General features: G+C 70.4%; 21 protein-coding genes. 15 read left to right on the top strand and 6 right to left on the bottom strand.

From position 1 onward, the window contains the following. The first annotated feature begins 50 nt into the window (after positions 1-50). The 4 genes from LW587_RS09040 to LW587_RS09025 all read left to right on the top strand — a co-directional run bounded on the left by LW587_RS09040 (position 51) and on the right by LW587_RS09025 (position 3,259). Positions 51-431 carry a DUF983 domain-containing protein gene (locus tag LW587_RS09040; protein ID WP_232629252.1) on the top strand — a complete coding sequence of 127 codons (381 nt, stop codon included), beginning with the start codon at positions 51-53 and terminating at the stop codon, positions 429-431. A 254-nt stretch (positions 432-685) separates the two neighbouring features. After that, a complete protein-coding gene (locus tag LW587_RS09035) occupies positions 686-2,104 on the top strand; it encodes a cytochrome ubiquinol oxidase subunit I (RefSeq protein ID WP_269780319.1) in 1,419 nt (472 codons plus the stop codon). Positions 2,105-2,114: 10 nt separating this feature from the next. Then, positions 2,115-3,122: a cytochrome d ubiquinol oxidase subunit II gene (cydB, locus tag LW587_RS09030; protein WP_232629251.1), complete on the top strand. Its 1,008-nt coding sequence runs from the start codon at positions 2,115-2,117 to the stop codon at positions 3,120-3,122. Continuing rightward, positions 3,122-3,259, top strand: a complete 138-nt coding sequence (locus tag LW587_RS09025) for a DUF2474 domain-containing protein (RefSeq protein WP_232629250.1) — start codon at positions 3,122-3,124, stop codon at positions 3,257-3,259. The genes cydB and LW587_RS09025 overlap by 1 nt, the downstream gene beginning before the upstream one ends. Before the next feature lie 115 nt (positions 3,260-3,374). Here LW587_RS09025 and LW587_RS09020 read toward each other — a convergent pair whose 3' ends face one another. Next, a complete protein-coding gene (locus LW587_RS09020; protein ID WP_232629249.1) occupies positions 3,375-3,869 on the bottom strand; it encodes a retropepsin-like aspartic protease family protein in 495 nt (164 codons plus the stop codon). Positions 3,870-4,068: 199 nt separating this feature from the next. On the opposite strand from LW587_RS09020, the gene pepN reads away from it, so the two are divergent. From pepN to LW587_RS08980, 8 genes are all read left to right on the top strand, one after another. Continuing rightward, complete coding sequence (gene pepN / locus LW587_RS09015) at positions 4,069-6,705, top strand: aminopeptidase N (RefSeq protein ID WP_232629248.1); 2,637 nt, start codon at positions 4,069-4,071, stop codon at positions 6,703-6,705. Positions 6,706-6,901: 196 nt separating this feature from the next. Next, a complete protein-coding gene (locus LW587_RS09010) occupies positions 6,902-9,283 on the top strand; it encodes a PAS domain-containing sensor histidine kinase (protein WP_232629247.1) in 2,382 nt (793 codons plus the stop codon). A 377-nt stretch (positions 9,284-9,660) separates the two neighbouring features. Further along, positions 9,661-10,593, top strand: a complete 933-nt coding sequence (fabD, locus tag LW587_RS09005; RefSeq protein ID WP_232629246.1) for an ACP S-malonyltransferase — start codon at positions 9,661-9,663, stop codon at positions 10,591-10,593. A gap of 20 nt (positions 10,594-10,613) precedes the next feature. Next, entirely contained in the window at positions 10,614-11,354 is a 741-nt protein-coding gene (fabG, locus tag LW587_RS09000) for a 3-oxoacyl-[acyl-carrier-protein] reductase (protein ID WP_232629245.1), read from the top strand. A gap of 260 nt (positions 11,355-11,614) precedes the next feature. Next, on the top strand, positions 11,615-11,851 hold the full coding sequence (locus LW587_RS08995; protein WP_056249561.1) for an acyl carrier protein: 237 nt from the start codon (positions 11,615-11,617) through the stop codon (positions 11,849-11,851). A 97-nt stretch (positions 11,852-11,948) separates the two neighbouring features. Next, positions 11,949-13,211 (top strand): beta-ketoacyl-ACP synthase II, encoded by a 1,263-nt coding sequence (fabF, locus tag LW587_RS08990; RefSeq protein ID WP_232629244.1) that lies wholly within the window; start codon positions 11,949-11,951, stop codon positions 13,209-13,211. Between the two features lie 203 nt (positions 13,212-13,414). Continuing rightward, on the top strand, positions 13,415-14,818 hold the full coding sequence (gene mltG / locus LW587_RS08985) for an endolytic transglycosylase MltG (RefSeq protein WP_232629243.1): 1,404 nt from the start codon (positions 13,415-13,417) through the stop codon (positions 14,816-14,818). 86 nt (positions 14,819-14,904) lie between these two features. Continuing rightward, positions 14,905-15,981 carry a helix-turn-helix transcriptional regulator gene (locus LW587_RS08980; RefSeq protein ID WP_232629242.1) on the top strand — a complete coding sequence of 359 codons (1,077 nt, stop codon included), beginning with the start codon at positions 14,905-14,907 and terminating at the stop codon, positions 15,979-15,981. A gap of 118 nt (positions 15,982-16,099) precedes the next feature. Here the strand turns inward: LW587_RS08980 and LW587_RS08975 are convergent, their stop codons facing one another. Beyond that, the gene (locus LW587_RS08975) at positions 16,100-16,870 is read right to left on the bottom strand and encodes an NAD kinase (protein ID WP_232629241.1); all 771 of its coding nucleotides are present in this window, start codon (positions 16,868-16,870) and stop codon (positions 16,100-16,102) included. Between the two features lie 98 nt (positions 16,871-16,968). Between LW587_RS08975 and cutA the strand changes: the two genes are divergently transcribed. Further along, entirely contained in the window at positions 16,969-17,301 is a 333-nt protein-coding gene (cutA, locus tag LW587_RS08970) for a divalent-cation tolerance protein CutA (protein ID WP_232629240.1), read from the top strand. Positions 17,302-17,398: 97 nt separating this feature from the next. Here cutA and LW587_RS08965 read toward each other — a convergent pair whose 3' ends face one another. Continuing rightward, complete coding sequence (locus LW587_RS08965; protein ID WP_232629239.1) at positions 17,399-17,560, bottom strand: hypothetical protein; 162 nt, start codon at positions 17,558-17,560, stop codon at positions 17,399-17,401. Between the two features lie 420 nt (positions 17,561-17,980). Between LW587_RS08965 and LW587_RS08960 the strand changes: the two genes are divergently transcribed. Both LW587_RS08960 and zwf read left to right on the top strand, forming a co-directional pair. Next, complete coding sequence (locus LW587_RS08960) at positions 17,981-18,310, top strand: PilZ domain-containing protein (protein WP_232629238.1); 330 nt, start codon at positions 17,981-17,983, stop codon at positions 18,308-18,310. A 249-nt stretch (positions 18,311-18,559) separates the two neighbouring features. Next, on the top strand, positions 18,560-20,038 hold the full coding sequence (zwf, locus tag LW587_RS08955) for a glucose-6-phosphate dehydrogenase (RefSeq protein ID WP_232629237.1): 1,479 nt from the start codon (positions 18,560-18,562) through the stop codon (positions 20,036-20,038). 214 nt (positions 20,039-20,252) lie between these two features. Here the strand turns inward: zwf and fdhF are convergent, their stop codons facing one another. Genes fdhF through LW587_RS08940 form a run of 3 tightly spaced genes read right to left on the bottom strand, consistent with a single transcriptional unit; the run spans position 20,253 to position 25,353 of the window. Further along, positions 20,253-23,222 (bottom strand): formate dehydrogenase subunit alpha, encoded by a 2,970-nt coding sequence (gene fdhF, locus LW587_RS08950; RefSeq protein ID WP_232629236.1) that lies wholly within the window; start codon positions 23,220-23,222, stop codon positions 20,253-20,255. A gap of 52 nt (positions 23,223-23,274) precedes the next feature. After that, positions 23,275-24,993: an NAD(P)H-dependent oxidoreductase subunit E gene (locus tag LW587_RS08945; protein WP_232629235.1), complete on the bottom strand. Its 1,719-nt coding sequence runs from the start codon at positions 24,991-24,993 to the stop codon at positions 23,275-23,277. A 60-nt stretch (positions 24,994-25,053) separates the two neighbouring features. Further along, the gene (locus LW587_RS08940; RefSeq protein ID WP_232629234.1) at positions 25,054-25,353 is read right to left on the bottom strand and encodes a hypothetical protein; all 300 of its coding nucleotides are present in this window, start codon (positions 25,351-25,353) and stop codon (positions 25,054-25,056) included. Positions 25,354-25,728: the final 375 nt, after the last annotated feature.

The raw sequence follows: 25,728 nt of genomic DNA, 5'->3' as shown, positions 1-25,728 counted from the left end.
CGGGAAAGCGGACGATGCCAAGGACAAGCGATCGGACAAGCGATCCATCAATGCTCTCCGTCGGGCTGCGTTGCCGCTGCCCACGCTGCGGAGAGGGTCGGTTGTTTGACGGGTTCCTCACCCTGAAGCCTTCATGCGAGGCCTGCGGTCTCGATTATCGCTTCGCCGACCCGGCGGACGGGCCCGCCTTCTTCATCATGATGACGATGGCCTTCCCGGTCACGGCCTTCGGCATCTGGCTGGAACTTTCCTACGAGCCGCCGCTCTGGATCCACGCGGTCCTGACGCTCCCGCTCCTCCTGCTGGCCTGCGTGCCGGTCATCCGGCCCTTGAAGGGGCTCTTCATCGCCAGCCAGTACATCAACAAGGCTGGCGAAGGCCGCCTCGCGCGTGCCGACGCGCCGGGCCCGGGCCCCAAGGCGGCGGAATGACCGGTCCGGCCCGGGGCCCCGGGCCGATCTGAGCCGTCGGCCCCGGGCGGTGGCAACGGTCGCCGCTCGCCCCGGCGCCGCTTCTGGCAGGAGCGCCCCTGTTCGCGCGCCTGCTTGCGCCCTTTGCGGCGCCCCTGCTGACATCCCAGCCAGCGCCCGTCGCGTTGCACTCCCGCCCCGGCGGGGCGATGGTTCACCGGTGGTCCGACCATCGCTTCCCTCAGCCGCATCACAAGACCCAAGAGGTGGCCCACATGCTGGCGAATGTTGACGCCCTGCTGCTCGCACGGTGGCAGTTCGGGTTCACGGTGGCCTTTCACATCGTGTTCCCGGCTTTTTCCATCGGCTTGGCCAGCTATCTGGCGGTGCTCGAGGGACTCTGGCTGGCCACCGGCCGCCAAGTGTTCATCGACCTGTTCCGGTACTGGATCAAAATCTTCGCCATCGGCTTCGCCATGGGCGTCGTGTCCGGCCTGGTGATGTCCTACCAGTTCGGGACGAACTGGTCGGTCTACGCCGACAAGACCGGGCCGGTGCTCGGGCCCCTGATGGCCTACGAGGTGCTTTCGGCCTTCTTCCTCGAGGCCGGCTTCCTCGGCGTGATGCTGTTCGGCATGACGAAGGTCGGGCCGAGGCTGCACTTCCTCGCCACGCTCATGGTCGCGATCGGGACGTTCTTCTCGGCGTTCTGGATCCTCTCCGTGAACTCCTGGATGCAGACGCCGCAGGGCTACGCCTTCAACGCCGCCGGTCAGTTCGTGCCGGCCGATTGGTGGGCCATCGTCTTCAACCCGTCCTTTCCCTACCGGCTCGTGCACATGGTCCTGGCCGCCTACCTGACCACGGCCCTCGTGGTCGGCGCGGTCGGGGCCTGGCACCTGCTGCGCGACCGCACCAACGAGGGTGCGCGGACGATGTTCTCGATGGCGATGGGGATGATCGCCGTCGTGGCACCCATTCAGATCCTGGCCGGCGATGCCCATGGCCTGAACACGCTCGAGCACCAGCCGACCAAGGTCATGGCCATGGAGGGCCATTTCCAGAGCCATCCCGACGGGGCCCCGCTGATCCTGTTCGGCCTGCCCGATCAGGAGGCCGGCACGGTGCGGTACGCCGTCGAGGTGCCGAAACTGTCCTCGCTGATCCTCAAGCACGGCCTCAACGAGCCGCTGAAGGGCCTCGACACCGTGCCGCGGGAGAACTGGCCGCCCGTGCCGGTGGTGTTCTGGTCCTTCCGGGTGATGGTCAGCCTCGGCATGCTGATGCTCCTGCTCGGCGTCGTCAGCCTGTTCGCCCGGTTCAAGGGCAAGCTCTACGAGTGGGCGGTGCTGCACCGCTTTGCCCTCGCCATGGGGCCGGCCGGCTTCGTCGCGGTGGTGGCCGGCTGGATCACCACCGAGGTCGGGCGCCAGCCCTTCACGGTCTACGGCCTCCTGCGCACCGCGGAATCGGCCTCGCCGCTCTCCGCGCCCGCCGTCGCCGCGTCGCTCATCGCATTCGTGGTGATCTACTTCGCGGTGTTCGGGATGGGCATCCTCTACATGCTGCACCTGATGGCGAAGTCGCCCCACCGCGGCGAGCACGGGATCGAGCCCGGAGCGCCGATCCGCACCGCGGGCATCACGCCTGCCCCCGCGGTCGGGTCCGGCCGTACCCTCCACCTGGCCGAGTGAGGACGCCATCATGCTTGCCAATATCGACCTGACGGTGGTCTGGGCCTTCATCATCGCCTTCGCGGTCTTCGCCTACATCGTGATGGACGGGTTCGACCTCGGCATCGGCATCCTGTTCCCGGCCTTCCAGCCGGGCCGCGAGCGTGACACGGCGATGAATTCCATCGCGCCGGTCTGGGACGGCAACGAGACCTGGCTGGTCCTCGGCGGTGGCGGCCTGTTCGCGGTGTTCCCGCTGGCTTACGCGGTGATCCTGCCGGCGCTCTACACGCCGATCATCGCGATGCTGCTCGGGCTGATCTTCCGCGGCGTCGCCTTCGAGTTCCGCTGGCGCGACCCGCGCCATCGGGCGCTCTGGGACGTCGCCTTCACCGGGGGCTCGGTCGTCGCGGCCTTCGCCCAGGGCATCACCCTCGGCGCGCTGCTGCAGGGGATCAAGGTCGAGGGCCGCGCCTATGCCGGCGGCTGGTGGGACTGGCTCACCCCGTTCAGCCTGCTCGTCGGCGCCGGGCTCGTCTGCGGCTACGCCCTCCTCGGGGCCACCTGGCTGGTGATGCGAACGGAGGGGAGCCTGCAGGATCGGGCGCGCCGGTTCTCGCTCTGGCTCGGTGCCGCCACGGTCGCGGCCATCGCCGCGGTCAGCGCCGCGACGCCGTTCCTGAACGGCCCCTATGGAGAGCGCTGGTTCACGATGCCGAACGTGCTGCTCACCGCCCAGGTGCCCCTCCTCGTCGCGGTGGCCTCGTTCCTGTTCTTCCGCCTGCTGCGCAGCGGAGCGGAGCGATCCCCGTTCCTGCTGGCGCTCGGCCTGTTCCTGCTCTCGTTCGTCGGGCTGGGGATCAGCATCTTCCCCGACATCGTGCCGGGGCGCGTCACCATCTGGGAGGCGGCCGCCCCCTATGCGAGCCAGATCTTCCTGCTCGTGGGCGCCTCCGTCCTGATCCCGATCATCCTGATCTACACGGCCTATTCGTACTGGGTCTTCCGCGGGAAGGTCGACGCGGCGGGATACCACTGATGGAGGACGGATCGGCGCCCGAGCACCCGGTGCCGGTCTGGCGCCGGCTCGCCTGGTTCGTCGCGCTGTGGGCCGGCAGCGTCCTCTCGCTCGGGATCGTCGCCGGACTCCTGCGGACGTGGCTGAAGGCGGCGTGACCGCTCCGGGTCGCCCGCTGGCGCTCGGTGCCCTCCGACGCCGGCACACCGAAGCGGCGGACGGGTTCCGGTTCCGCGAAGTGCCGTCACCCGCCCGGCCTCTGCGCGCCCGCTCTCAGCCCCGCAGCGTGAGCCGCCCGCCCGCGATGCTGAAATCGCGCAGGCGCTTCAGGAACGACATGCCGAGCAGGCTGGTGCCGAGGCGCCCGCGGGGGATGACCACGGCCTCGACATCGCGCACGCCGATCCCACCGATCTGGACATGGGCGAGCCGCACCGGCGCGACCCGCACCATCCCGTTCGCCGTCGCGACCTCGCGGGTGAAGTCGCCCGGCTGCAGGCGGAGCCCGAGCCGTCCGGCATCCTCCTCCGACAGAGCGCAGAGCGTCGCGCCGGTATCGACCACCATGCGCAGGGAGCGGCCCTCGACGACGACGTCGGCGAGGAAATGGCCGTTCCCGACCGCGTGCAGGGCGACCGTGGCGGGGCCCGCCGCGACGGGGATCGCCGGGGCGGCGGGTTCGGGCAGGCGCGCCGTCATCACGGCGGGCACGAGGGCGCCGGTCGCCACCGCGAGGCCGATCAGGATCGCCACCGTCTTGAAATCCATCCCGCCGCGCCCCCGCTCCACCGCTCCCAGGGAAGGCCCCCGGGGTGAAGGAAGCGTGGCGCTCGGCTGGCGAGGCCTCCGGATGGTGTGCGAAGTCTTGCGATCTCGCGGGGGCGGACCCGCTTCCGGCCGGATTCCGTCCGTTCCCGAAGCTCTCTAGAACGCGAAGCCGAAACCCGCGGCGAGGCCCCATTCGACCATGCGCACCGAGACGCCCCCGACTGTCCGCCTGGACGATTACCGGCCGAGCGATCACCTGATCGACCGGGTCGAACTCGACATCCGGCTCGACCCGCACGACACCCGCGTCACCGCCCGGCTCGCCCTGCGGCCGAACCCGGCCGGGCGCCCGGGCGCGCCCCTCATCCTCGACGGGGACGACCTGCGGCTCGTCGCCGTCGCTCTCGACGGGCAGCCGCTGGCGCCGGCCGCGTTCCGGGTCGCGCCCTCGGCGCTGACGATCCCCGCGCCGCCGCAAGAGCCCTTCACCCTGACCATCGAGACCTGCCTCGACCCGACCGCCAACACCCGGCTGATGGGGCTCTACCGCTCGAACGGCGTCTATTGCACCCAGTGCGAGGCCGACGGCTTCCGTCGGATCACCTACTTCCTCGACCGGCCGGACGTGATGTCGGTCTACACGACCCGCATCGAGGCGCAGGGGCGCGAGACCCCGGTGCTGCTCGGCAACGGCAACCCGGTCGAGGCCGGACCGGTGGAGGGCAGCGACCGCCACTACGCCGTCTGGCACGATCCGCATCCGAAGCCCGCCTACCTGTTCGCCCTCGTGGGCGGGCGTCTCGACCGCGTGGCCAAGTCCTTCACGACGATGGAGGGTCGCGCGGTGGAGCTCGCCGTCTATGTCGAGCCCGGCAAGGCGGCGAGGGCGGACTACGCCCTCGCCGCCGTCGAGCGCTCCATGCTCTGGGACGAGCAGGTCTTCGGCCGCGCCTACGATCTCGACGTGTTCAACGTCGTCGCCGTCTCCGACTTCAACATGGGCGCGATGGAGAACAAGGGTCTCAACATCTTCAATGACAAATACGTTCTCGCCTCGCCCGAGACCGCGACCGACGCGGACTATGCCGCGATCGAGGCGATCATCGCACACGAATACTTCCACAACTGGTCGGGCAACCGGGTCACCTGCCGCGACTGGTTCCAGCTCTGCCTCAAGGAGGGCCTGACGGTCTTCCGCGACCAGGAATTCTCCTCCGACATGCGCTCACGCGACGTGCACCGGATCGGCGAGGTGCGCACCCTGCGCGCCCGCCAGTTTCCGGAGGATGCCGGCCCGCTCGCCCATCCGGTACGCCCGACGCAATATGCCGAGATCAACAACTTCTACACGGCCACCGTCTATGAGAAGGGGGCCGAGATCGTCCGGATGCTCCGCACCCTGATCGGCGAGGCCGATTTCCGCGCCGGCATGGACCGCTACTTTTCCGACAACGACGGCACCGCCGCCACCGTCGAGGACTTCCTGCGGGCCTTCGAGGCCGTGACGGGGCGCGACCTGTCGCGGTTCGCCGCGTGGTACGAGCGGCCCGGCACGCCGCGGGTCGCCGTGAGCGGCACCTATGACGCGATCGCCAAGACCTACCGGCTCGCATTCCGCCAGACCCGGCCCGGGGCCGGGGCGGACGCGCCGCCCCTGGTGATCCCGATCCGCCTCGGTCTCGTCGGCGCGGAAGGTCCGATGCAGGGCCCGGCGAGTGCGCGGGTGAGCCGGGGCGTGTTCGTGCTCGAGGCCGCCGAGGATTCGCTGACCTTCGAGAACGTCGAGGCCGAGCCGGTGCCCTCGCTGTTTCGCGGCTTCTCGGCCCCGGTGCGGGTCGACATCGCCCTGGACGACGCGGCCCGCCTCACCCTGTTGCGCTGCGACGAGGACGGCTTCAACCGCTGGGAGGCCGCCCAGCGCGTCGCCCTGCGGATCATGACGGCCGCCATCCGCGGCGAGGCCGAAGGCGGACCCGGAGCCGAGGCCCTGGCGGCGGCGCTCGGCCGCTTCCTCGACGCCGAGGCCCTGCGCGATCCGGCCTTCGCCGCCCTGGTCCTGAGCCTGCCGAGCGAGGGCGACCTCGCCGACGAGATCGGCGCCGAGATCGATCCGGACGCGATCTTCCGCGCCCGCCTCGACCTGCGCCGGAGCCTCGGGGCTCATCTGGGCGAGCGCCTCCACGCCCTGCGGGCGGCGGTGGAGGAGCCCGCCGGCACGCCTTTCTCCCCAGACGCCACCTCCGCCGGCCGGCGCGCCCTGCGCAACGCCGCCCTCGACCTCATCGCGGCCGCCGACCCGGAGGCCGGCACCCGGCTCGCCCGGGCGCAGATCGCGGCGGCGACCAACATGACCGACCGGCTCGCCGGCCTCGCCACCCTCGCGCTCCTGCCGGGTGAAATCCGCGAGGCGGAACTGGCCGCCTTCGCCGAGCGCTACGCCGACGAGCCCCTCGTGCTCGACAAGTGGTTCGCGATCCAGGCCGCGATTCCCGAGGCCGGCACGGTCGAGCGGGTGCGCCGCCTCCAATCCCATCCGGCCTTCGCGATGACGAATCCGAACCGGGTCCGCTCCCTCCTCGGCAGTTTCGGCCTCGCCAATCCGACCCAGTTCAACCGGGTCGACGGGGCGGGCTACGCTCTTGTGGCCGAGACCGTCCTGACCCTCGACCGGACCAATCCGCAGGTCGCCGCGCGGCTCATGACGGCCTTCGGATCCTGGCGTCGCCTGGAGGGCGGACGGCGCGACGCCGCCGAGGCCGCCCTGCGTCGCATCCGTGCCACGGCCGGCCTCTCCCGCGACGTGGCCGACATCGTCGGGCGGAGCCTAGACGGCTAGCTAAACCCTTGCTCCAAATCGTCTTTCGAGAATCGGCCGCGCGGCCGCACACCCCGCGCGGACCCCGCTCGTCAACCATTCCGGCGAAAATGGACGTGGACAAACGGGGCCCCGCGATGCTCAATATGAATACGATTCGGACCGGCCGGTGAGATCCCGCTCGGATCGATTTTCCGATTTCACGCGAGGTTCCGATATGCCGGGGGCGGCTTCCGCGTCCCTGTCCGCGCGTGCGCGCGCGAACACGATCCTCGGGGTCCAGCGTCCGACCGGCACCGCCCAGATCCGCCTCGTCCAGGCGGAGACCTGGCTGCGCTACGCGCTGCCCGCCCTGCTCGTCGCCTTCGTGCTCGGCCTCGCGGGTGTCTCCGCGTTGCAGCTGCGGGGGCGCTACGAGGAGGCGACCGCGGCGGCGAGCCGCGAGGTCGAGGTGTTCGCGCGGCTCACGGCCTCCGCCCTGGCCGCGGCCTCCGGCGAGACGCGGCCCGAGCGGGTGCTGCCCGCCCACCTCCTGCCCGAGGGGCGGCGGGTGCTCGTGATCGACGTCGCCGACCGGATCCGCGGCGCCTATCCGGCCCTGCCGAGCGGCACCGATTCCTTCTCGGCCTTCCTGGCGGGCGGCGAGCCCCTGGCCATCCTCGGCGCGCGCGCGGGCGCCCTGCGGGTGGGACTCCATGGGGGAGGGGAGGCCATCGCCGCCGCGGCGCATCTGCCGGACGGCTATACCCGCGTGGCGGTGATCCAGCCGGTCGCACCGATCGACGCCGAGTGGTGGCGCCAGTTCTGGAACCACGTCATCTCGCTCAGCGCCGTCGCGCTGGTCCTGGCCGGGCTCGCCGCCGCCTATATCCTCCAGACGCGCCGGGCCCGGGCCGCGGACGCGGTCTGCGACCTCGTCAAGCAGCGCCTCGACACGGCGCTCGGGCGCGGGCGCTGCGGATTGTGGGACTGGGACATCGCCCGGGGGACGATCTTCTGGTCGGACTCGATGTACGACCTGCTCGGCTACACTCCGGAGAAGGATCTTCTCTCTTTCGGCGACGTCAACGCCCTGCTCCACGGCGAGGACGGCGACCTATACGGCCTCGCCCGCCATCTCGCCGCCAGCCACGCCACCGTCGATCACGAGTTCCGCATCCGCGATGCCTCGGGCGCCTGGGTCTGGCTGCGGACCCGCGCCGAGATCGTCGAGGATGCCCTGGACGGCAGCCGCCACCTCGTCGGCATCGCCATGGACGTGACCGAGCAGCGCCGGCTCGCCGAATCGACCGCCACCGCCGACATGCGCCTGCGCGACGCGGTAGAGGCGATCTCCGAGGCCTTCGTGCTGTGGGATGCCGGCAACCGGCTGGTCCTGTGCAACTCGAAGTTCCGCGATCTGCATGCCCTGGCGAGCGAGGAGGCCGTTCCGGGCCGCCGCTACGACGAGATCATGGGCCGCCGCGCCCTGCCGCCGGTGCGCCGGGACATCCCCGGATCCGATCGCGGCAGCTCCCGCACCTTCGAGGTCGAGCTGACCGACGGCCGCTGGCTCCAGGTCAGCGAGCGGCGCACCAAGGACGGCGGCTATGTCTCGGTCGGCACCGACATCACGAGCCTGAAGCGGCATCAGGAGCAGCTCGTCGCCTCGGAGCGCGAACTCATCGAGACCGTCAAGGATCTCAAGCGCTCCCGCCGCACCCTCGAGCTCCAGACCCAGCAGCTCGCCGACCTCGCCGAGCGCCATCTCGACCAGAAGGCCCAGGCCGAGATCGCCAACCAGGCGAAGTCCGAGTTCCTGGCCAATATGAGCCACGAGCTGCGCACGCCGCTCAACGCCATCATGGGCTTCGCCGAGCTGATGGAGAGCGAGGTCTACGGGGCGCTGGGCTCGCCCCGCTACGGCGACTATTGCCGCGACATCCAGCAGAGCGGCACCTATCTGCTCTCGGTCATCGACGACATCCTGCACATGTCCCGGATCGAGGCGAAGCGGGTGCGGCTGGTGCGCCGCGACCTCGCCCTCGACGCGGCGATCTCGGCCACGGTCATGCTGGTCGCCAAGGAGGCGGCGGGCAAGTCCGTCGGCATCGGCATCGAGGTGCCGGCGAGCCTGCGGGTGCTGGCCGACGAGCGCGCCCTGCAGCAGATCCTGCTCAACATCGTCCAGAACGCGGTCAAGTTCACGCCGGAAGGCGGCCGCGTCCGTGTGCGGGGGCGGATCTGCGGCGGCTACGTCCACCTCTTCGTCGGCGATACCGGGATCGGCATCCCGAAACGCGCGATCGCCAAGCTCGGACGCCCGTTCGAGCAGGTCGAGACCAATCTAACCCGCACCTACAAGGGCTCCGGTCTGGGCCTCGCCATCGCCCGCTCCACCGCGGAGCTGCACGGGGGGGCCTTGCGCATCCGCTCGGAGGAGGGGGTCGGCACGATCGTGATGGTCCGCCTGCCGGTGCCGACGCCCGAGCGGCTCGACGAGGTGGCGCGGGAATCGGGCCGGGACGCGGTCGCCTCCCTGCGCGCGGCCGCGGGCGCGCGCCCGAACCAGGGGCCGGCCCCGACCGGCCGGTCGCTGCGCGTGTCGGCGATGACGTGAGGCGGCCTCGCCGGAGGGTTGACGGCCTCGCGGAGGGTCGGGGACATGAGCCGTCCCATCGCCGAGCGGCTTGGCCGGGACCCTTCCGCTTTCGACGTCCCGCCGCGCCTCGCATTCATGCGCACGCCGAGGCCGCGTCCTGGCAGGCCAGGAGCCGCGTCCCGACGGGGGGGCGCCGGCTTTCGGCGGACGGCGAAGCGGCAAGAGGTCGGAGAACCTCGTTCTGGAGGCGGGATCCGGGACGGCGCATCAGGCGGAGGAGTGACGGATGGGGCGTGTTGTGCGCCGCATCGTTGACACCTGCGATCCGCGATGCCAGTCCGCCGCACCTTGATCCGCCGGGGCCGCCGCTCCGGCCGCACGGGCCACGGGGCGTCATGACGCGAGCCTTCATCTTTCCGGGACAGGGCAGCCAGGCCGTCGGCATGGGCAAGGCCCTGTTCGAGACCCACCCGGCCGCCCGAGCGGTCTTCGCCGAGGTCGACGAGGCCCTGGGCCAGGACCTGTCGCGGCTGATGTTCGAGGGGCCGGTCGAGGAACTGACCCTGACCGCCAATGCCCAGCCGGCGCTGATGGCGGCGAGCCTCGCGGTTCTGCGGGTGCTGCAGGCCGAGCGCGGCCTCGATCTCGCCCGCGACGCCACCTTCGTCGCTGGCCATTCGCTGGGCGAGTATTCGGCACTTGCCGCCGCCGGCACCCTCTCGATCGCCGACACCGCCCGCCTCCTGCGCATCCGCGGCGAGGCGATGCAGCGGGCCGTCGCCCCCGGCATCGGCGCCATGGCCGCCCTGATCGGACCTGACCTCGCCACCGCCCGCGCCATCGCCGAGGAGGCCGCCGAGGGCCTGGTCTGCGGCGTCGCCAACGACAACGGCGCCGGGCAGGTCGTGCTGTCGGGCCACCGGGAGGCGGTCGAGCGGGCGATGACCCTGGCGCAGACGCGCGGGGTGCGCCGCGCCGTGCTGCTGAACGTGTCCGCCCCGTTCCACTGCGCCCTGATGGCGCCGGCCGCCGAGGCCATGCACAAGGCGCTGGCCGCCGTGACGATGCACGCGCCCGCCATCCCGGTCTACGCCAACGTCACCGCGAGCCCGCTCACGGATCCGGAGGCGATCCGCGAGGCGCTGGTGGCCCAGGTCACCGGCACCGTGCGCTGGAGCGAGAGCGTCGCCGCCATGGCGGAGGCGGGCGTCGACCGCTTCCACGAACTCGGCGCCGGCAAGGTGCTGACCGGTCTCGTCAAGCGGATCGCGCCGTCCGCGACCGCCACCGCCATCGGCACGCCCGACGATGTCGCGGCCTACGCCTGACCCCATCCCGAGGTGAGCCCATGTTCGATCTGACCGGCCGCAAGGCCCTCGTGACCGGCGCGACCGGCGGCCTCGGCGGGGCCATCGCCCGGGCGCTGCACGCCCAGGGCGCCCATGTCGCCCTGTCGGGCACCCGCCGGAGCGTCCTCGACGAGGTCGCGGCCGAGCTCGGCGGCGAGCGGGTCGCGGTGCTGGAGGCGAACCTCGCCGACAAGGACGCCGTCGAGGCGCTGCTGCCGGCGGCCGAATCGGCGCTCGGCGGGCTCGACATCCTCGTCAACAATGCCGGCATCACCCGCGACAACCTCTTCATGCGGATGAAGGACGAGGAGTGGGAGGCGGTGCTCAACGTCAACCTCACCGCCGCGTTCCGGCTCTCGCGAGCGGCCCTCAGGGGCATGATGAAGCGCCGCTACGGCCGCATCATCGGCATCGGTTCGGTCGTCGGCACCACCGGCAATCCCGGCCAGGGCAATTACGCGGCGGCCAAGGCCGGCCTGGTGGGCATGACCAAGGCGCTCGCCTCCGAGGTCGCCACCCGCAACATCACCGTCAACTGCATCGCGCCCGGCTTCATCGCCTCGGCCATGACCGACGCGCTCAACGAGAAGCAGCGCGAGACCATCCTGACCCGGGTCCCCGCCGGGCGCCTCGGGACGGGCGCCGAGATCGGCGCGGCGGCGGTCTACCTCGCCTCGGAGGAAGCGGGCTACGTCACCGGTCAGACGCTGCACGTGAACGGCGGGATGGCGATGATCTGACCCGTCCGCAAACAGGGTTTCTGACCGGAAAACCACGCCTCTGAACGGTTTCTGAACCGCCCCTCGCCAGCGCGGAAACCCTGTGTTAACACCCGGCTCAGCCGTGCAGGGGAGTTGACGGTTCAGCGGGTTGCGGCTTTCCAAACCACGCGCGATCGAACACCGGCCGACCACAAAACCCCCGGAAGCGGGAAGGCGGCCACGGCGCTTTCGTCCAAAGCACTTACCACTACGATCGAAGAAGACGAGGACCAAGAACGATGAGCGATATCGCCGAGCGCGTGAAGAAGATCGTCGTCGAGCACCTGGGTGTCGAGCCGGAGAAGGTCACCGAGGCCTCCAACTTCATCGACGATCTCGGCGCCGACAGCCTCGACACTGTCGAGCTGGTGATGGCGTTCGAGGAGGAGTTCAACGTCGAGATCCCGGACGACGCGGCCGAGACCATCCAGACGGTCGGCGACGCGGTCAAGTTCCTGGAGAAGAACTCCGCCTGACCCTTCGGGCGTGGACGTGCGGGCGGGGTCGATGGACCCCGCACGCCGACGAACGGACAACGGTTGTCGTGACAGCGGATCGGTCGGGAACGGGCATATGCGTCGGGTGGTGATCACGGGTCTTGGCATGATCACGCCGCTCGGAGGCGGCGTCGAACACACCTGGAGCCGGTTGATTGCCGGCGACAGCGGCGCCTCCCAGGTCACCGCCTTCCAGACCGACGACCTTGCCTGCCGAATCGCCTGCACGCTGCCCTTCGGCGACGGCACGAACGGCACCTTCAATCCGGACCTCTTCATGGAGGTCAAGGAACAGCGGAAGGTCGATCCCTTCATCGTCTACGCCGTCGCCGCCTCGGCGCAGGCCCTCGACGATGCGGGCTGGCATCCGAAGACCGACCGGGACCAGGAGGCGACCGGCGTGCTGATCGGCTCCGGGATCGGCGGTATTGGCACGATCTACGACGCCTCCGTGACCCTCCACGAGAAGGGTCCGCGGCGCATCTCGCCCTTCTTCATCCCCGGCCGCATCATCAACCTCGCCTCGGGCCAGGTCTCGATCCAGCACGGGCTGAAGGGCCCGAACCACGCGGTCGTGACCGCCTGCTCGACGGGCGCGCACGCCATCGGCGACGCCTCTCGCCTGATCGCGCTCGGCGATGCCGACGTGATGGTGGCCGGCGGCACCGAGGCGCCGGTGAACCGGCTGTCGCTCGCGGGCTTCGCCGCCTGCCGGGCGCTCTCCACCGGCTTCAACGACCGGCCCACCCAGGCCTCGCGTCCCTACGACCGCGACCGCGACGGCTTCGTCATGGGCGAGGGCGCCGGCATCGTCGTGCTGGAAGAGTACGAGCACGCCAAGGCCCGGGGCGCCAAGATCTACGCTGAGGTGATCGGCTACGGCCTGTCGGGCGACGCCTACCACATCACCTCGCCCGCCCCCGACGGCGACGGCGGCTTCCGCTGCATGACCGCCGCGGTGAAGCGGGCCGGGATCGACCCGTCCGAGATCGACTACATCAACGCCCACGGCACCTCGACGCCGCTCGGCGACGAATTGGAGCTGAAGGCGGTGGAGCGTCTGCTCGGCGCTTCGGCCGCCAAGGCCTCGATGTCTTCCACCAAATCCGCCATCGGCCATCTGCTGGGAGCGGCCGGCGCCGTCGAGGCGATCTTCTCCGTTCTCGCGATCCGTGACGGCGTGATGCCGCCGACGCTCAATCTCGACAACCCGTCGGTGGAGACGGCGATCGACCTGATCCCCCACGAGGCCAAGCGCAAGCGGATCGACACCGTGCTGTCGAACTCCTTCGGCTTCGGCGGCACCAACGCCTCGCTGCTGATGCGTCGGGTGCACTGAGCCCGAACGGCGGCGTCCGCGCCGGCGCAATGCCTGCGCTCTGAGGCACGGCCCGGACCGTCAAAGGTCCGCCTCAACGCCATTTCGCCACAAAACCGCATAAGGATTCCGACACGACATGCGCCGCCGACCCGGAGCCTCGCAGCCCGGGCCGTCCGGCGCCGGGCCCGCTGGGGCCGCGCGTGGTTGACAGCAGGGTCCCGATGTTCCGCAGACGACAAGCGCCGCCTCCGCCGCCGCCCGCTCCCGAGGAGACGTCGCTGCCGAACCGGCCGTCCCCGCGCAGCCCGAGCGAGGCCCTGAAGCCCACGGCGGCGCCGCCCCCGCCCGAGCGACCCGAGCGCCGCCGCGGTGGCCTCGCCGCCACCATCAGCGGCTTCCTGACCCTCGCGGTCATCGCCGCCCTGGGCGTGATGGTCGGGGTCACGCTGTTCAACCGGCAGGCCAGCGAGCCCGGCCCGCTCTCCGCCGACAAGGTCGTGGTCATCCCCAATCGCAGCGGCACCTCCGAGATCGGGGCGATCCTGGCCCGCGAGGGCGTGATCGACCATCCCAACCTGTTCGAGCTCGCCGCCCGATTCGGCGGTCGCGGCCCGCTCAAGCATGGCGAATACGTCTTCAAGGCCCATGCCAGCGTGAAGGACACGATCGAGACCCTGGTCAACGGCCGTCAGGTCCAGCACGCCATCACCTTCCCCGAGGGGCTGACCTCGGAGCAGATCGTGGCGCGGCTGAACGACAACGACGTTCTGTTTGGCGAGGTCGCCGAGACCCCGCCCGAGGGCTCGCTTCTGCCGGACACCTACAAGTTCGAGCGCGGCGCCACCCGCCAGCAGATCCTCAACCTGATGCGGGCCAAGCAGCGCGAGGTGCTCAACCAGATCTGGCAGCGCCGCAGCCCCGAGGTTCCGGTCAAGACGCCGGCCGAGATGGTGACGCTCGCCTCCATCGTCGAGAAGGAGACCGGCCGGGCCGACGAGCGCCCGCGGGTCGCGGGGGTGTTCGTCAACCGCCTCCAGAAGCGGATGAAGCTGCAATCCGACCCGACTATCGTCTACGGCCTCGTCGGCGGCCGCGGCACCCTCGGGCGCGGCATCCTGCGCTCGGAGATCGACCGGCCGACGCCCTACAACACCTATGTGATCGAGGGCCTGCCCCCGGGCCCGATCGCCAATCCGGGCCGGGCGGCGCTGGAGGCGGTCGCCAACCCCTCGCGCACCAGGGACTTGTTCTTCGTCGCCGACGGCACCGGCGGCCACGCCTTCTCCGACACCCTCGAGGGACACCAGCGCAACGTGACCCGCTGGCGCCAGGTCGAGCGGGCCCGCCAGCAGGCGCCGCAGCCGGACGGCGGCGCCGTCGACAAGGTCGATCCGAACACCGCCGACCCGAATGCGGGCCAGCCTGCGGCGACCCCCGGCCGGGCCTCGGCCTACGCCCCGGGATCGAACTCCGCCCTGGCCCTCGACGGCGCGACCGTCGAGGGCGGCACGGGCCAGCGCCCCCGCGCCTTCGACGCTTCCGAGGGAACGCGCCTCGATCCCCTGCGCAACCGGACCTACGACCTCGGCTCGCCCAAGACCGTCCCGGCGCTGCGCAACCCCTGAGGGGGCTGCGCGCGCTGGCTCCTGCGCTACGGTGTGGGCCTGCTTGCGGCCCTCCGTTCGGGCCTGAGCGCCGACGGAGCGCGGCGATGCACGAGGATCTGATCGACCGGGCCTACGAGGCCGCCTTCTTCCCCGAGCTGTGGCCGCCGATTCTCGAGGAGATCGGCGCGCGCTCCGGCTCGGCGAGCGGGGCGCTCCAGATCCTCAAGGGCGGGCAATCGCCTCTGTGGACCGCGACCGACACGGTCCGCGACGCCCTCGGGGACTACATCGCCCGCGGCCAGTGGCGGACCTGCGAGCGCCCCCGGGCCATCGCCGCGCAGGATCTCGCCGGCTTCGTCCACACCGTCGATTGCCTGACGCCCGCGCAGATCGCCCGCGATCCGGTCGTGGCGATCCTGGAGCGGATCGGCCTCGGCGCTCAGCTCGCGACCCTGATCCCGATGCCCACGGGCGAGATGGTCGGCCTCACCTTCGAGCGCCGCCTCGACCAGGGCCGGCATCCCCCGGACGCGGTCGCGATGCTGGACGGCCTGCGCCCCCATCTCGCCCGCGCCGCCCTGATCGCCGCCCGCCTCGGCCTGGAGCGGGCCCGCGCCGCCGTCACGACCCTCGAGGCGCTCGGGCTTCCCGGCGCCGTCCTCGGCCCGGGCGGCCGGGCCCTCACCACCAACGGGCTCCTCGACCGTCTCCCGGAGGTGCTGCCGGCGGCCCATGGGCGGCTGATGCTCGCGCATCCGCCGGCCGATGCCCTGTTGCGCGAGGCGGTCGAGTCCGCGGAGCGCGCGCAGGCGTCCCGCTCGATCCCGCTGCCGGGCGCCGAGGAGCGCGGGCCGACGATCGCCCACGTGATGCCGGTGCGCGGCGCGGCCCACGACGTGTTCGGCGGCACCACCCTCCTCGTCGTCACGCCGGTCGGCCCGGATGAGAACGTCCCGAATCTCACCCTGCTGCGCGGATTGTTCGACCTCACCGCGAAGGAGGCGCGACTCGCCGCGGCCCTCGCCTCCGGACGCTCGCTCAAGGAGGCCGCCGTGGCGGAATCCCTGCGCCTGAGCACCGCCCGCTCCTATCTGGAGGCCGTGCTGCGCAAGACGGGCACGCACCAGCAGAGCCAGCTCGTCGCGCTCCTCAAGGGCAGCCGCGCCGCGGACGTGCCCTGAGCCGCGGCGCGGATGTGCCCTGAGCCGCGGCGCGGATGTGCCCTGAGCCGCGGCGCCCCGCCGGCGGCGGTTCCGGCCGGCCGCGGCGGCGTGCGGGCCTCGTGGCCCGGAGCCCTGCTCAGCCGAACTGCTCGCGCAGGATGCGCTCTTCCAGGCTGTGGCCGGGATCGTGCAGCAGGACGAGGGTGGTGGCGTGGTCGAGCCAGGTCTCGACGGTGCAGACCCGGCGGAACTCGGTGTGGTCGGCCACCGCCGCCACCGGCCGGTAGGTCGCGTCGATCACGTCGATGCGGATGCGGGCGTAGTTCGGCAGGAGCGCGCCGCGCCAGCGCCGGGGACGGAAGGCCGAGATCGGGGTCAGCGCCAGCAATTGCGCGTTGAGCGGCAGGATCGGGCCGCCGACCGACAGGTTGTAGGCGGTCGAGCCCGCGGGCGTCGCCGCCAGGATGCCGTCGGCGATGAGTTCGGGCAGGCGCACATGCTCGTCCACCGAGACCTTGAGCTTGGCGGTCTGATGGGTCTGGCGGAGCATGTAGACTTCGTTGATCGCCCGCGCCGTGTGGCTGCGCCCCTCGGTGTCGGTCGCCACCATAGTCATCGGATGGATCGTCGAGCGCTTGGTGCTCTCCAGTCGCTCCAGCAGGCCGTCCTCCCGGAACTCGTTCATCAGGAAGCCGACCGTGCCGCGGTTCATCCCGTAGATCGGCTTCGGATTGTCCATGAAGCGGTGGAGCACCTGCAGCATCAGCCCGTCGCCGCCGAGCGCCACCACCACGTCGGCCTCTTCCGGCGGGACGTGGTCGTAGCGGCGCATCAGCGCCGCGGCGGCCTCTCGTGCCTCCGGCGTGGGGCTCGCCACGAAGGCGATCCGTGAAAAGCGCCGCGGCATGGATGCTGTCAGCCCTGTTGACGAGAGGAGGCCGAGCCGGTCTCACTCGGCGCGGTCCGGCCGCCGCTTGCCGACGCCCGTCGAGGGAGAGCCATAGCATGGAGCGACCGCTCCTCGTCTACACGACCTTTCCCGACGCCCCGACCGCGCTCGCCATCGGCGAGGCGCTGGTGCGGGCGCGACTCGCCGCCTGCGTCAACGTCATTCCTGACATGCAGTCGGTCTATGCCTGGAAGGGGGCGATCGAGCGCTCGACCGAGGTCGTCGCGATTCTCAAGAGCCGCGAGGGGCTCGCCGACGCGTTGGGCGCCGCCCTGAAGGCGCGCCATCCCTACGAAACGCCGATCATCCTGCACCTGCCGGTCGCGGGCGCCGATCCCGACACCGCCGCCTGGATCGCGGCGGAGACCGGCCCAATCGACGGACCTTGAGGCGCCGTCGCCTGTCCGGATAGGCCACCTGTCGCGACATGCGAAAGGCGCGGATCCGCCGGATCCGCGCCCTTTTCGAGCAAGGTCCTGCCGGCGATCAGCCAGCGACCATGAGGGAGGCACCCCGCGGCTGGCGGGCAATGTTCGCCTCGTAGCGTTCGGCTTGCAGCCGGGTGAGGCCGGAAACGAGGGCCAATCCGCCACGATACACTGTGTAGGTGCCGTCCTGCGTCGGTTTCACGCGAATGAGCTCTGACATGGGACCTCTCCCTGCCTGGGGTCAATCTTCGAACGCGTCGGAACGAGGGTACGTTAATCTGTCGTTCAGAAGATGCAAGCCGGGAATCGAGGTGTGCTGTGCCGTCTTTTTAGGTGCAGTGCGAGATGAGCCGGCTGACGGTTGCTGGGCCCGGGGGCGGCCGCCGGGCGTGATCCGAAACCGGGTTTAGCCAAGCCGAGCGGTGTCGTGCGGGAGCGCCGGTACGACTGCGTGCCCCGATCACGTCTGCGTGTGACGGGGTTCCTCCAACCTCATGGAAAGGGTTTCGCGGTAACGCTGACCTCAAAGCACCGCGGGGGACCGCGACGCATGCCGGACGCCTTCCCACGCATGGTTCTCGAACCAACCCCCCCGTCATCCGCGGACGGATCCGCCCAGGACGGGATCGTCGACGGTCATGTGACGCGCCGCGAAGAGCGCGTCCCGACCAACTGGATCGCGATGATCCGGCTGTTCGACGGGACGGAGATCCCCTGCACGGTCAAGGACATCTCGAAATCCGGAGCGCGGCTCGGGGTGCCCGGGACCTGGGATTTGCCGCCGAGCTTCATGCTCAAGGTGGTCGGACGCGATTTCGTGCTGCGCCTCACCCTCGCGTGGCGCCGGGGCAATTACGCCGGCGTGCGCATCGACCGGATCGCGAAGCTGACGGCGACGGAGGAGAAGGCGGAGTCCGCCAACGGACAGCGCCCCGATTATCAGTCGATCGGCAGCCGCAGCCGGCGCTAGCAGCGGCCCGGCGTCGCTCCATCCTCGTTCCGACGCGCGGCGCGCCGTCCCGGATCCCTGCCCGAGAGCGCCCGACACGCGGCGTCGGCCAGGGATTTGCAAAGACCCCCGCAGGCGGTTCGCGACGGGTTTGCCGGCGCTTTGCAACGGGTTTGCAAGGGGTTTGCAAGAGCCGTCCTCCGGCCGATAACCTCCGCCCGGACGCCGCGGTTCGGTGCCCGTCCCCGCCGCGAATCATGGGAGCCGTGCTTGGCCACCATCATCCCCGTCTCGTCCTTCGACTACGTCGTCTTCGGTGCGACCGGCGACCTGACCCAGCGCAAGCTGCTGCCCGCCCTGTACCAGCGCTTCCGCGACGCGCAGATCCCGCAGACGAGCCGCATCATCGGCGCCTCGCGCACGGAACTCGACACCGAGACCTTCCGTGAGCGGGCGCGCGACGCGCTGAAGTCCTACGTTCCGGCCGTCGAGTTGAAAGAGGCGACGCTTCAAGGGTTTCTCGATCACCTGTACTATGTGCATGTCGATGCCCTCGGCGACGAGGGATGGGATAATCTGAAGGCCCTGCTCGACGAGCGGCCCGACCGGATCCGGCCCTATTATCTCGCGACCTCGCCGGACCTTTACGGAGCGATCTGCCGGAACCTCGACCGCTATGGCCTGATCGGCGAGAACAGCCGCGTCGTCCTCGAGAAGCCGATCGGCAAGGACCTGAACTCCGCCCGCGCCATCAACGACGCGGTCGGGGCGGTGTTTCCCGAAAGCCAGATCTTCCGGATCGATCATTACCTCGGCAAGGAGACGGTCCAGAACCTGCTGGCCCTGCGCTTCGCCAATACGATCTTCGAGCGGCTGTGGAACGCCGACGTGATCGACCACGTCCAGATCACGGTGGGCGAGACGGTCGGGGTCGAGAGCCGCGCCGGCTACTACGACACCTCGGGCGCGCTGCGGGACATGGTGCAGAACCACATCCTCCAACTCCTCTGCCTCACCGCGATGGAGAGCCCGATCTCCCTCGACGCCAATTCCGTGCGCGACGAGAAGCTGAAGGTGCTGCGGGCCTTGAAGCCCATCACCACCGCCGACGTGCAGACCGTGACCGTGCGCGGCCAGTACGCCGCGGGGGCGGTCAGCGGCCAGCCGGTCTCGGGCTACCAGACCGATCTGGCGCAGGAGGTCCAGAGCCGCACCGAGACCTTCGTAGCGCTCAAGCTCGAAGTGCGGAGCTGGCGCTGGGCGGGCGTGCCCTTCTACGTGCGCACCGGCAAGCGCCTGCCGAAGAAGCTCTCCGAGATCGTCGTGCAGTTCCGCGCCTCGCCCTTCTCGATCTTCCCCACCGAGGCGTTCGGGCGTGAGCCGAACCGGCTCGTCATCCGTCTCCAGCCGGAAGAGGGGATGAAGCTCGAGGTGATGACCAAGGATCCGGGGCCCGGCGGCATGCGCCTGCGCCCGACCAATCTCGACATCTCCTTCGAGGAGACCTTCAAGCAGCGCTATCCGGACGCCTATGAGCGTCTGCTCATGGACGTGGTGCGCGGCAACGCCACCCTGTTCATGCGTCGCGACGAGGTCGAGGTCGCCTGGGCCTGGGCCGACACCCTGCTCAAGGCCTGGGCCGACCGGCCCGAGCCGCCCCGGCCCTACGCCGCCGGAAGCTGGGGGCCGACCGCCGCGATCGCCCTGATCGAGCGCGACGGCCGCACCTGGCACGAGGAGATCGCCTGAGCGACGGCCCCGTCCCGGAGGGATCTCCGGGACGGGGCCCGGGGACGCGCCGCCCGAGGGGGGCCGAGGGTGCCGGTCCGGCTCGCGGCTCGCCCGAAAGATCGGATCGCGACCGATCCTCGCCGCCGACGGTTCTCTTTGCTCTTGCCACGCATCGGCCCGAGAGGCAGGGAGCCCACCTCTCGGGCCGATGCTGTTCGTCGGCGCGGCGGCCCTACTCCGCCGCCATCGGGGCCGCTTCCACGGGCGCCACCCGTGCCGCGCAGAACTTGAATTCGGGGATCTTCCCCATCGGGTCGAGGGCCGGGTTGGTCAGGAGGTTGGCGGCGGCTTCCGCGTAGCAGAAGGGCATGAAGATCATTCCCGCCGGCACGTCGCGGTCGGAGCGCACCTTCAGTTCCACGGCGCCGCGCCGCGTCTCCAGCCGCATCGACCCGCCTGGACGCAGGCCGAGGCGATAGAGCTCCTTGGGCGCCAGGAAGGCCACCGCCTCGGGCTCGAGGGCGTCGAGCACGCCGGCGCGCCGGGTCATCGAGCCGGTATGCCAGTGTTCGAGCACCCGGCCGGTCGAGAGCACCATCGGGAACTCCGCGTCCGGCACCTCGTCCGGCGGCACGATCGCCGCGGGCACGATCTTGGCGCGGCCGCTCTCGGTCGGGAAGCCGGCGTAGAAGATGATCTCGTTGCCGGGCTGGTCCGGGGCATCGACCGGGTACGTCACCGCCCCTTCGCGCTCCAGGCGCTCCCAGGTGATGTTGTTCAGGGACGGCATCACCTGCGCCATCTCGGCGAAGATGTCGGCCGGCCCGCCATAGTTCCAGTCGAGATCGAGGCGCCGGGCCAGCTCCTGGAGGATCCACCAATCCTGGCGCGCGTCGCCGGGCGGCGCGACGACCGGCTGGGCGATCTGCACGCGCCGGTCGGTGTTGGTGAAGGTGCCGGCCTTCTCGGCGAAGGCGGAGGCCGGCAGCACCACGTCGGCGTGGAAGGCGGTCTCGGTCAGGAACAGGTCCTGCACGACGAGGTGATCGAGCATCGCCAGGGCATGGCGGGCGTGGTTGAGGTCGGGATCCGACATCGCCGGATTCTCGCCCTCGACGAACATGCCCTTGATCTCGCCCGCGTGGATCGCGCGCATGATCTCGACGACCGTCAGGCCCTTCTGCGGATCGAGGGACTGGCCCCAGAACTCCTCGAACAGCTCCCGCACGGCGGCCTTCTCGACCGACTGATAGTCCGGGTAGACCATCGGGATCAGGCCGGCATCGGAGGCGCCCTGGACGTTGTTCTGGCCGCGCAGCGGATGCAGGCCGGTGCCGGGGCGACCGATCTGGCCGGTGATGAGGGCGAGCGCGATCAGGCAGCGCGAGTTGTCGGTGCCGTGGACGTGCTGGCTGACGCCCATGCCCCAGAAGATGAGCGAGGACTTGGCCCGGGCGTAGAGCCGGGCGACCTCGCGCAGGGTCTCGGCGTCGATGCCGCAGACCGGCGCCATCCGCTCCGGGGTGAAGTCGACGATCTTCTCGCGCAACGCCTCGAAGTTCTCGGTGTAGCCGGCGATGTACTGCTCGTCGTAGAGCCCCTCCGTGACGATCACGTTGAGCATCGCGTTGAGCATTGCCACGTCCGAGCCGGGACGGAAGGCGAGGTGCTTGTGGGCGTGGCGCGACAGCGTCTGGCGCCGCGGATCCATGATGATCAGCTTGGCGCCGTTCTGCTTGACGGCGTTCTTGAGGAAGGTCGCGGCGACCGGGTGGTTCACGGTCGGGTTGGCGCCGATCACGACGATGACCTCGGCGTCGAGCGCCGCCGCGAAGGGCGCGGTGACGGCGCCGGAATTCAGGCCCTCCATCAGCGCGGCCACCGAGGAGGCGTGGCACAGACGCGTGCAGTGATCGACGTTGTTGGTGCCGAAGCCGAGGCGGACGAGCTTCTGGAAGAGGTAGGCCTCCTCGTTCGAGCCCTTGGCCGAGCCGAAGCCCGCCAGCGCCTTGCGCCCGGTCGTGTCCCGGATCCGCTTGAGGCCGCCGGCGGCGCGGTCGAGCGCCTCCTCCCAGGTCGCCTCGCGGAAATGGGTCCAGGGATTGGCCGGATCGACCTGATCGTTGGCGTCCTTGGGCACGTTCTCCAGGCGGATCAACGGCACGGTCAGGCGGTGGGGGTGGTGGACGTAGTCGAAGCCGAACCGGCCCTTCACGCAGAGGCGGTTCTGGTTGGCCGGTCCGTTGACGCCCTCGGCATAGACGATCCGCTCGTCCTTGACCTTGTAGGAGATCTGGCAGCCGACGCCGCAATACGGGCAGAGCGACTTCACCTCGCGGTCGGGATAGACCGTCCGGGTCTGGTTGGCGTCGAGATAGGCCGAGGGCATCAGCGCGCCGGTCGGGCAGGCCTGGACGCACTCGCCGCAGGCCACGCAGGTCGAGTCGCCCATCGGGTCGTCGAAGTCGAACACGACCTTGGCGTCCGCGGCGCGGTAGGCCATGCCGATCACGTCGTTGACCTGCACTTCACGGCAGGCGCGGACGCAGAGATTGCACTGGATGCAGGCGTCGAGATTGACGCTCATCGCCGGGTGGCTGACGTCGCTCGACCAGCGCTCGGCCGCCGGGAAGCGGCTCTCGGTCACGTCGAGGACGTCGGCCTGCACCCAGAAATGCGAGGACGGGTCGTGCGAGGTCGCGCGCTCGGGCTGATCGGCGACCAGCAGTTCGAGCACCATGGCGCGGGCCTTGGTGGCGCGCTCGGTGGCCGACTTGACCTTCATGCCGACGGCGGGGGTGCGCTTGCACGAGGCGGCGAGGACGCGCTCGCCCTCGATCTCGACCATGCAGGCACGGCAATTCCCGTCCGGGCGGTAACCGGGCTCGGGCTTGTGGCAGAGATGCGGGATATGCGTGCCCAGGCGCTTGGCGACCGCCCAGATCGTCTCGCCGGGGCGTGCCTCGACCTGCTGGCCGTCGAACTCGAAGGAAATGGTCGCGGGCGCGGTCGGGCGGTCCTTGAGGCCGTAGGTGCCCGAGGGCTCGGGCGCGGCCTGGCCGCCGGCCTTGGCGCCCTGGGAGTAGGCGCCGCCGGACGTGGACGCCGCGCCGCCCGTCGGGCCGCCGGCATCCTGGCGTCCGTTGGCGCGGATCTCGGGCCGCTCGCTCGTGTCGCCGCGCGCTTCGGGGCCGTTGCTCATGCGTCCGCTCCAGGCTCTCGCATCGGGGAAGGAGTCATCGTCGGGCGTGGCGTCACTCGGCCGCCACGGCCCGCGGCTCCGGGAAGAGGTCGGGGAAGTACTTGATCACGGTGCTGACGGGGTTCGAGGCCGCCTGGCCGAGACCGCAGATGGAGGCGTCGCGCATGCACTGCGCCAGCTCCCCGAGGAGGTCGGTGTCCCACATGCCGTTCTCCATCAGCATGCGGGCCTTCTGGGTGCCCGAGCGGCAGGGCGTGCACTGCCCGCACGACTCGTCCTCGAAGAACTTCATCAGGTTCAACGCGGCACCGCGCACATCGTCCCGGTCGGATAGGATCACCACCGCCGCGGAGCCGATGAAGCAGCCGTATTTCTCCAGGGTGCCGAAATCGAGCGGGATGTCGTTCATGGAGGCCGGCAGGATGCCGCCCGAGGCCCCGCCCGGCAGGTAGGCCGCGAAGCGGTGGCCGTCGCTCATGCCGCCGCAATACTCGTCGATCAGCTCCTGGATGGTCAGGCCGGCAGGCGCGAGCTTCACGCCCGGCTCCTTCACGCGGCCCGAGACCGAGTAGGAGCGCAGGCCGACGCGGCCGTTGCGGCCATGGCTCTTCCACCATTCGGCGCCGCGCTCGACCAGATCGCGCACCCAGAACAGGGTCTCGACGTTGTTGATCAGGGTCGGGCGGTTGAACAGGCCGACCTGGAACGGGAAGGGCGGCTTGTGCCGCGGCAGGCCGCGCTTGCCCTCGAGCGACTCGATCAGCGACGATTCCTCGCCGCAGATATAGGCGCCGGCGCCCCGGCGCAGGTGGATGCGCGTGGGGCCCTCGGGGAGCTTCGCGATCTCGCGGGCGAGGATCTCGCGGGAGATCGGATACTCGTCGCGCAGGTAGATGTAGACCTCGGCCGCCTCGACGACGTGGGCGCCGATCAGCATGCCTTCCAGGAAGCGGTGCGGATCGGTGTTGAGGTAGAGCTGGTCCTTGAAGGTGCCGGGCTCGCCCTCGTCGCCGTTGACCGCCATCAGTCGGGGGCCGGGCTCGCCGCGCACGGAGCGCCACTTGCGGCCGGTGGGGAAGCCGGCACCGCCGAGGCCGCGCAGGCCGCCGTCGTCGAGCACCTTCAGCACGTCGTCGACGGGCATCTCGCCGCTGCGCAGCCGCTCCAGCAGCCCGTAGCCGCCGCCGGCCCGGTAGGTCTCGTAATCGATATAGTCGGGGATGTGGGCGTGGGTGTCCTCGGCCTCGACCGCGGCGCGCACGGAGGCGAGGTCGGCCCGGTGCAGGAAGTTGTGGCCGACCTCCACCGCCGGGGCGTGGTCGCACAGGCCGACGCAGGGCGCGCGCACGACGCGCACGGCGTCGGAGCCGAGTTCGCGCTGCAGCGTTTCCAAGAGTTCGTCGGCGCCGAACATCGCGCAGGTGATGCTGTCGCAGACCCGGACCGTCAGGCGCGGGACGTCGGCCTCGCCCTCCTTCACCACGTCGAAATGCGCGTAGAAGGTCGCGGTCTCGAACACCTCGGCGAAGGCGAGCCCCATCTCGTCGGCGAGCGCCCCGAGATGGTCGGCGCTGATCTGGCCGTAGGTGTCCTGGATCAAGTGGAGGTGCTCGATCAGCAGGTCGCGCTGGCGCGAGCGGGTGCCGAGCAGGCCCTCGATCTCGACCTTGGCCTGCGGCTCGACCTGACGCCCCTTCGGCACGGCGCGGGTGACATTGCGGCCACGGCCCGGATGCGCAAAGCGCCGGACAGTCCCTGTTGCCTCACTCATGACGCGACCTGTGTTCCAGCTTCAAGGGCAATCGGGAGGGGAAGAGTCCGGGCTGGGCGGCTACTGGCCGCCGAAGGCCCGCAGGGGCTGACCGGCCTCGGAGCGCGGCTGCATCGCGACCGTCCCGGAGGCCGCGTCCAGCGAGGCGACCCGGGGGCCGACGACGGCCCGCAATTGCGTCTCGAACGCGTCGAGCGCGGCGTTCAGCCGGTCCTGGCGATCCGCGCCTGGCTCGGCTTCGAGGGCTTTCTCCAGAGCGTCGCGCACCTGAGCCACCAGCTCCTGCGTGAGCGGCGGCTTGGCGTCCGCCGTGTAGGCCTCCGTCACGGCGGCCGCCAAGCGGCTGGCATCCATGGTCATGCCCACGCGGTCTCCGGAGATGGGAAGCTGCACATGTCGAACTCGTTCGCGCTGTCGCCTGAGGCCCGGTAGCAGGCGATATAATGCAGGTCATATGTCGAGCTGTCATTATAGCAAACTGCATGGGGGGCATACCCCACCAGCGTCCCAGCGATAGCCTGCGCGCTTGACGCTGTTCTGCCCCGTCCGGCGGCCCCGATCCGGCAATCCTTGACGGAATCCTTGGGCATCCGCTCCGGAGCCCCCGTCCGTCGGCGATCCATCCGATGCGGCCCAGGATCGGAGAGTTTGGTCCGTGAGGGGGAGGCCGGCTCTTTGGAAAAAATCCGATGCGTTCAGCGGCGGAGGGTCCCGGCCGACCGTGTCGCGGCCGTG

Origin of the sequence: Methylobacterium sp. Leaf118 (genome assembly GCF_920984675.1) — a bacterium.
Lineage (GTDB): Bacteria > Pseudomonadota > Alphaproteobacteria > Rhizobiales > Beijerinckiaceae > Methylobacterium.
Note: the sequence above shows the minus strand (reverse complement) of the source record. Positions and strands in the feature narration are given on the sequence as shown.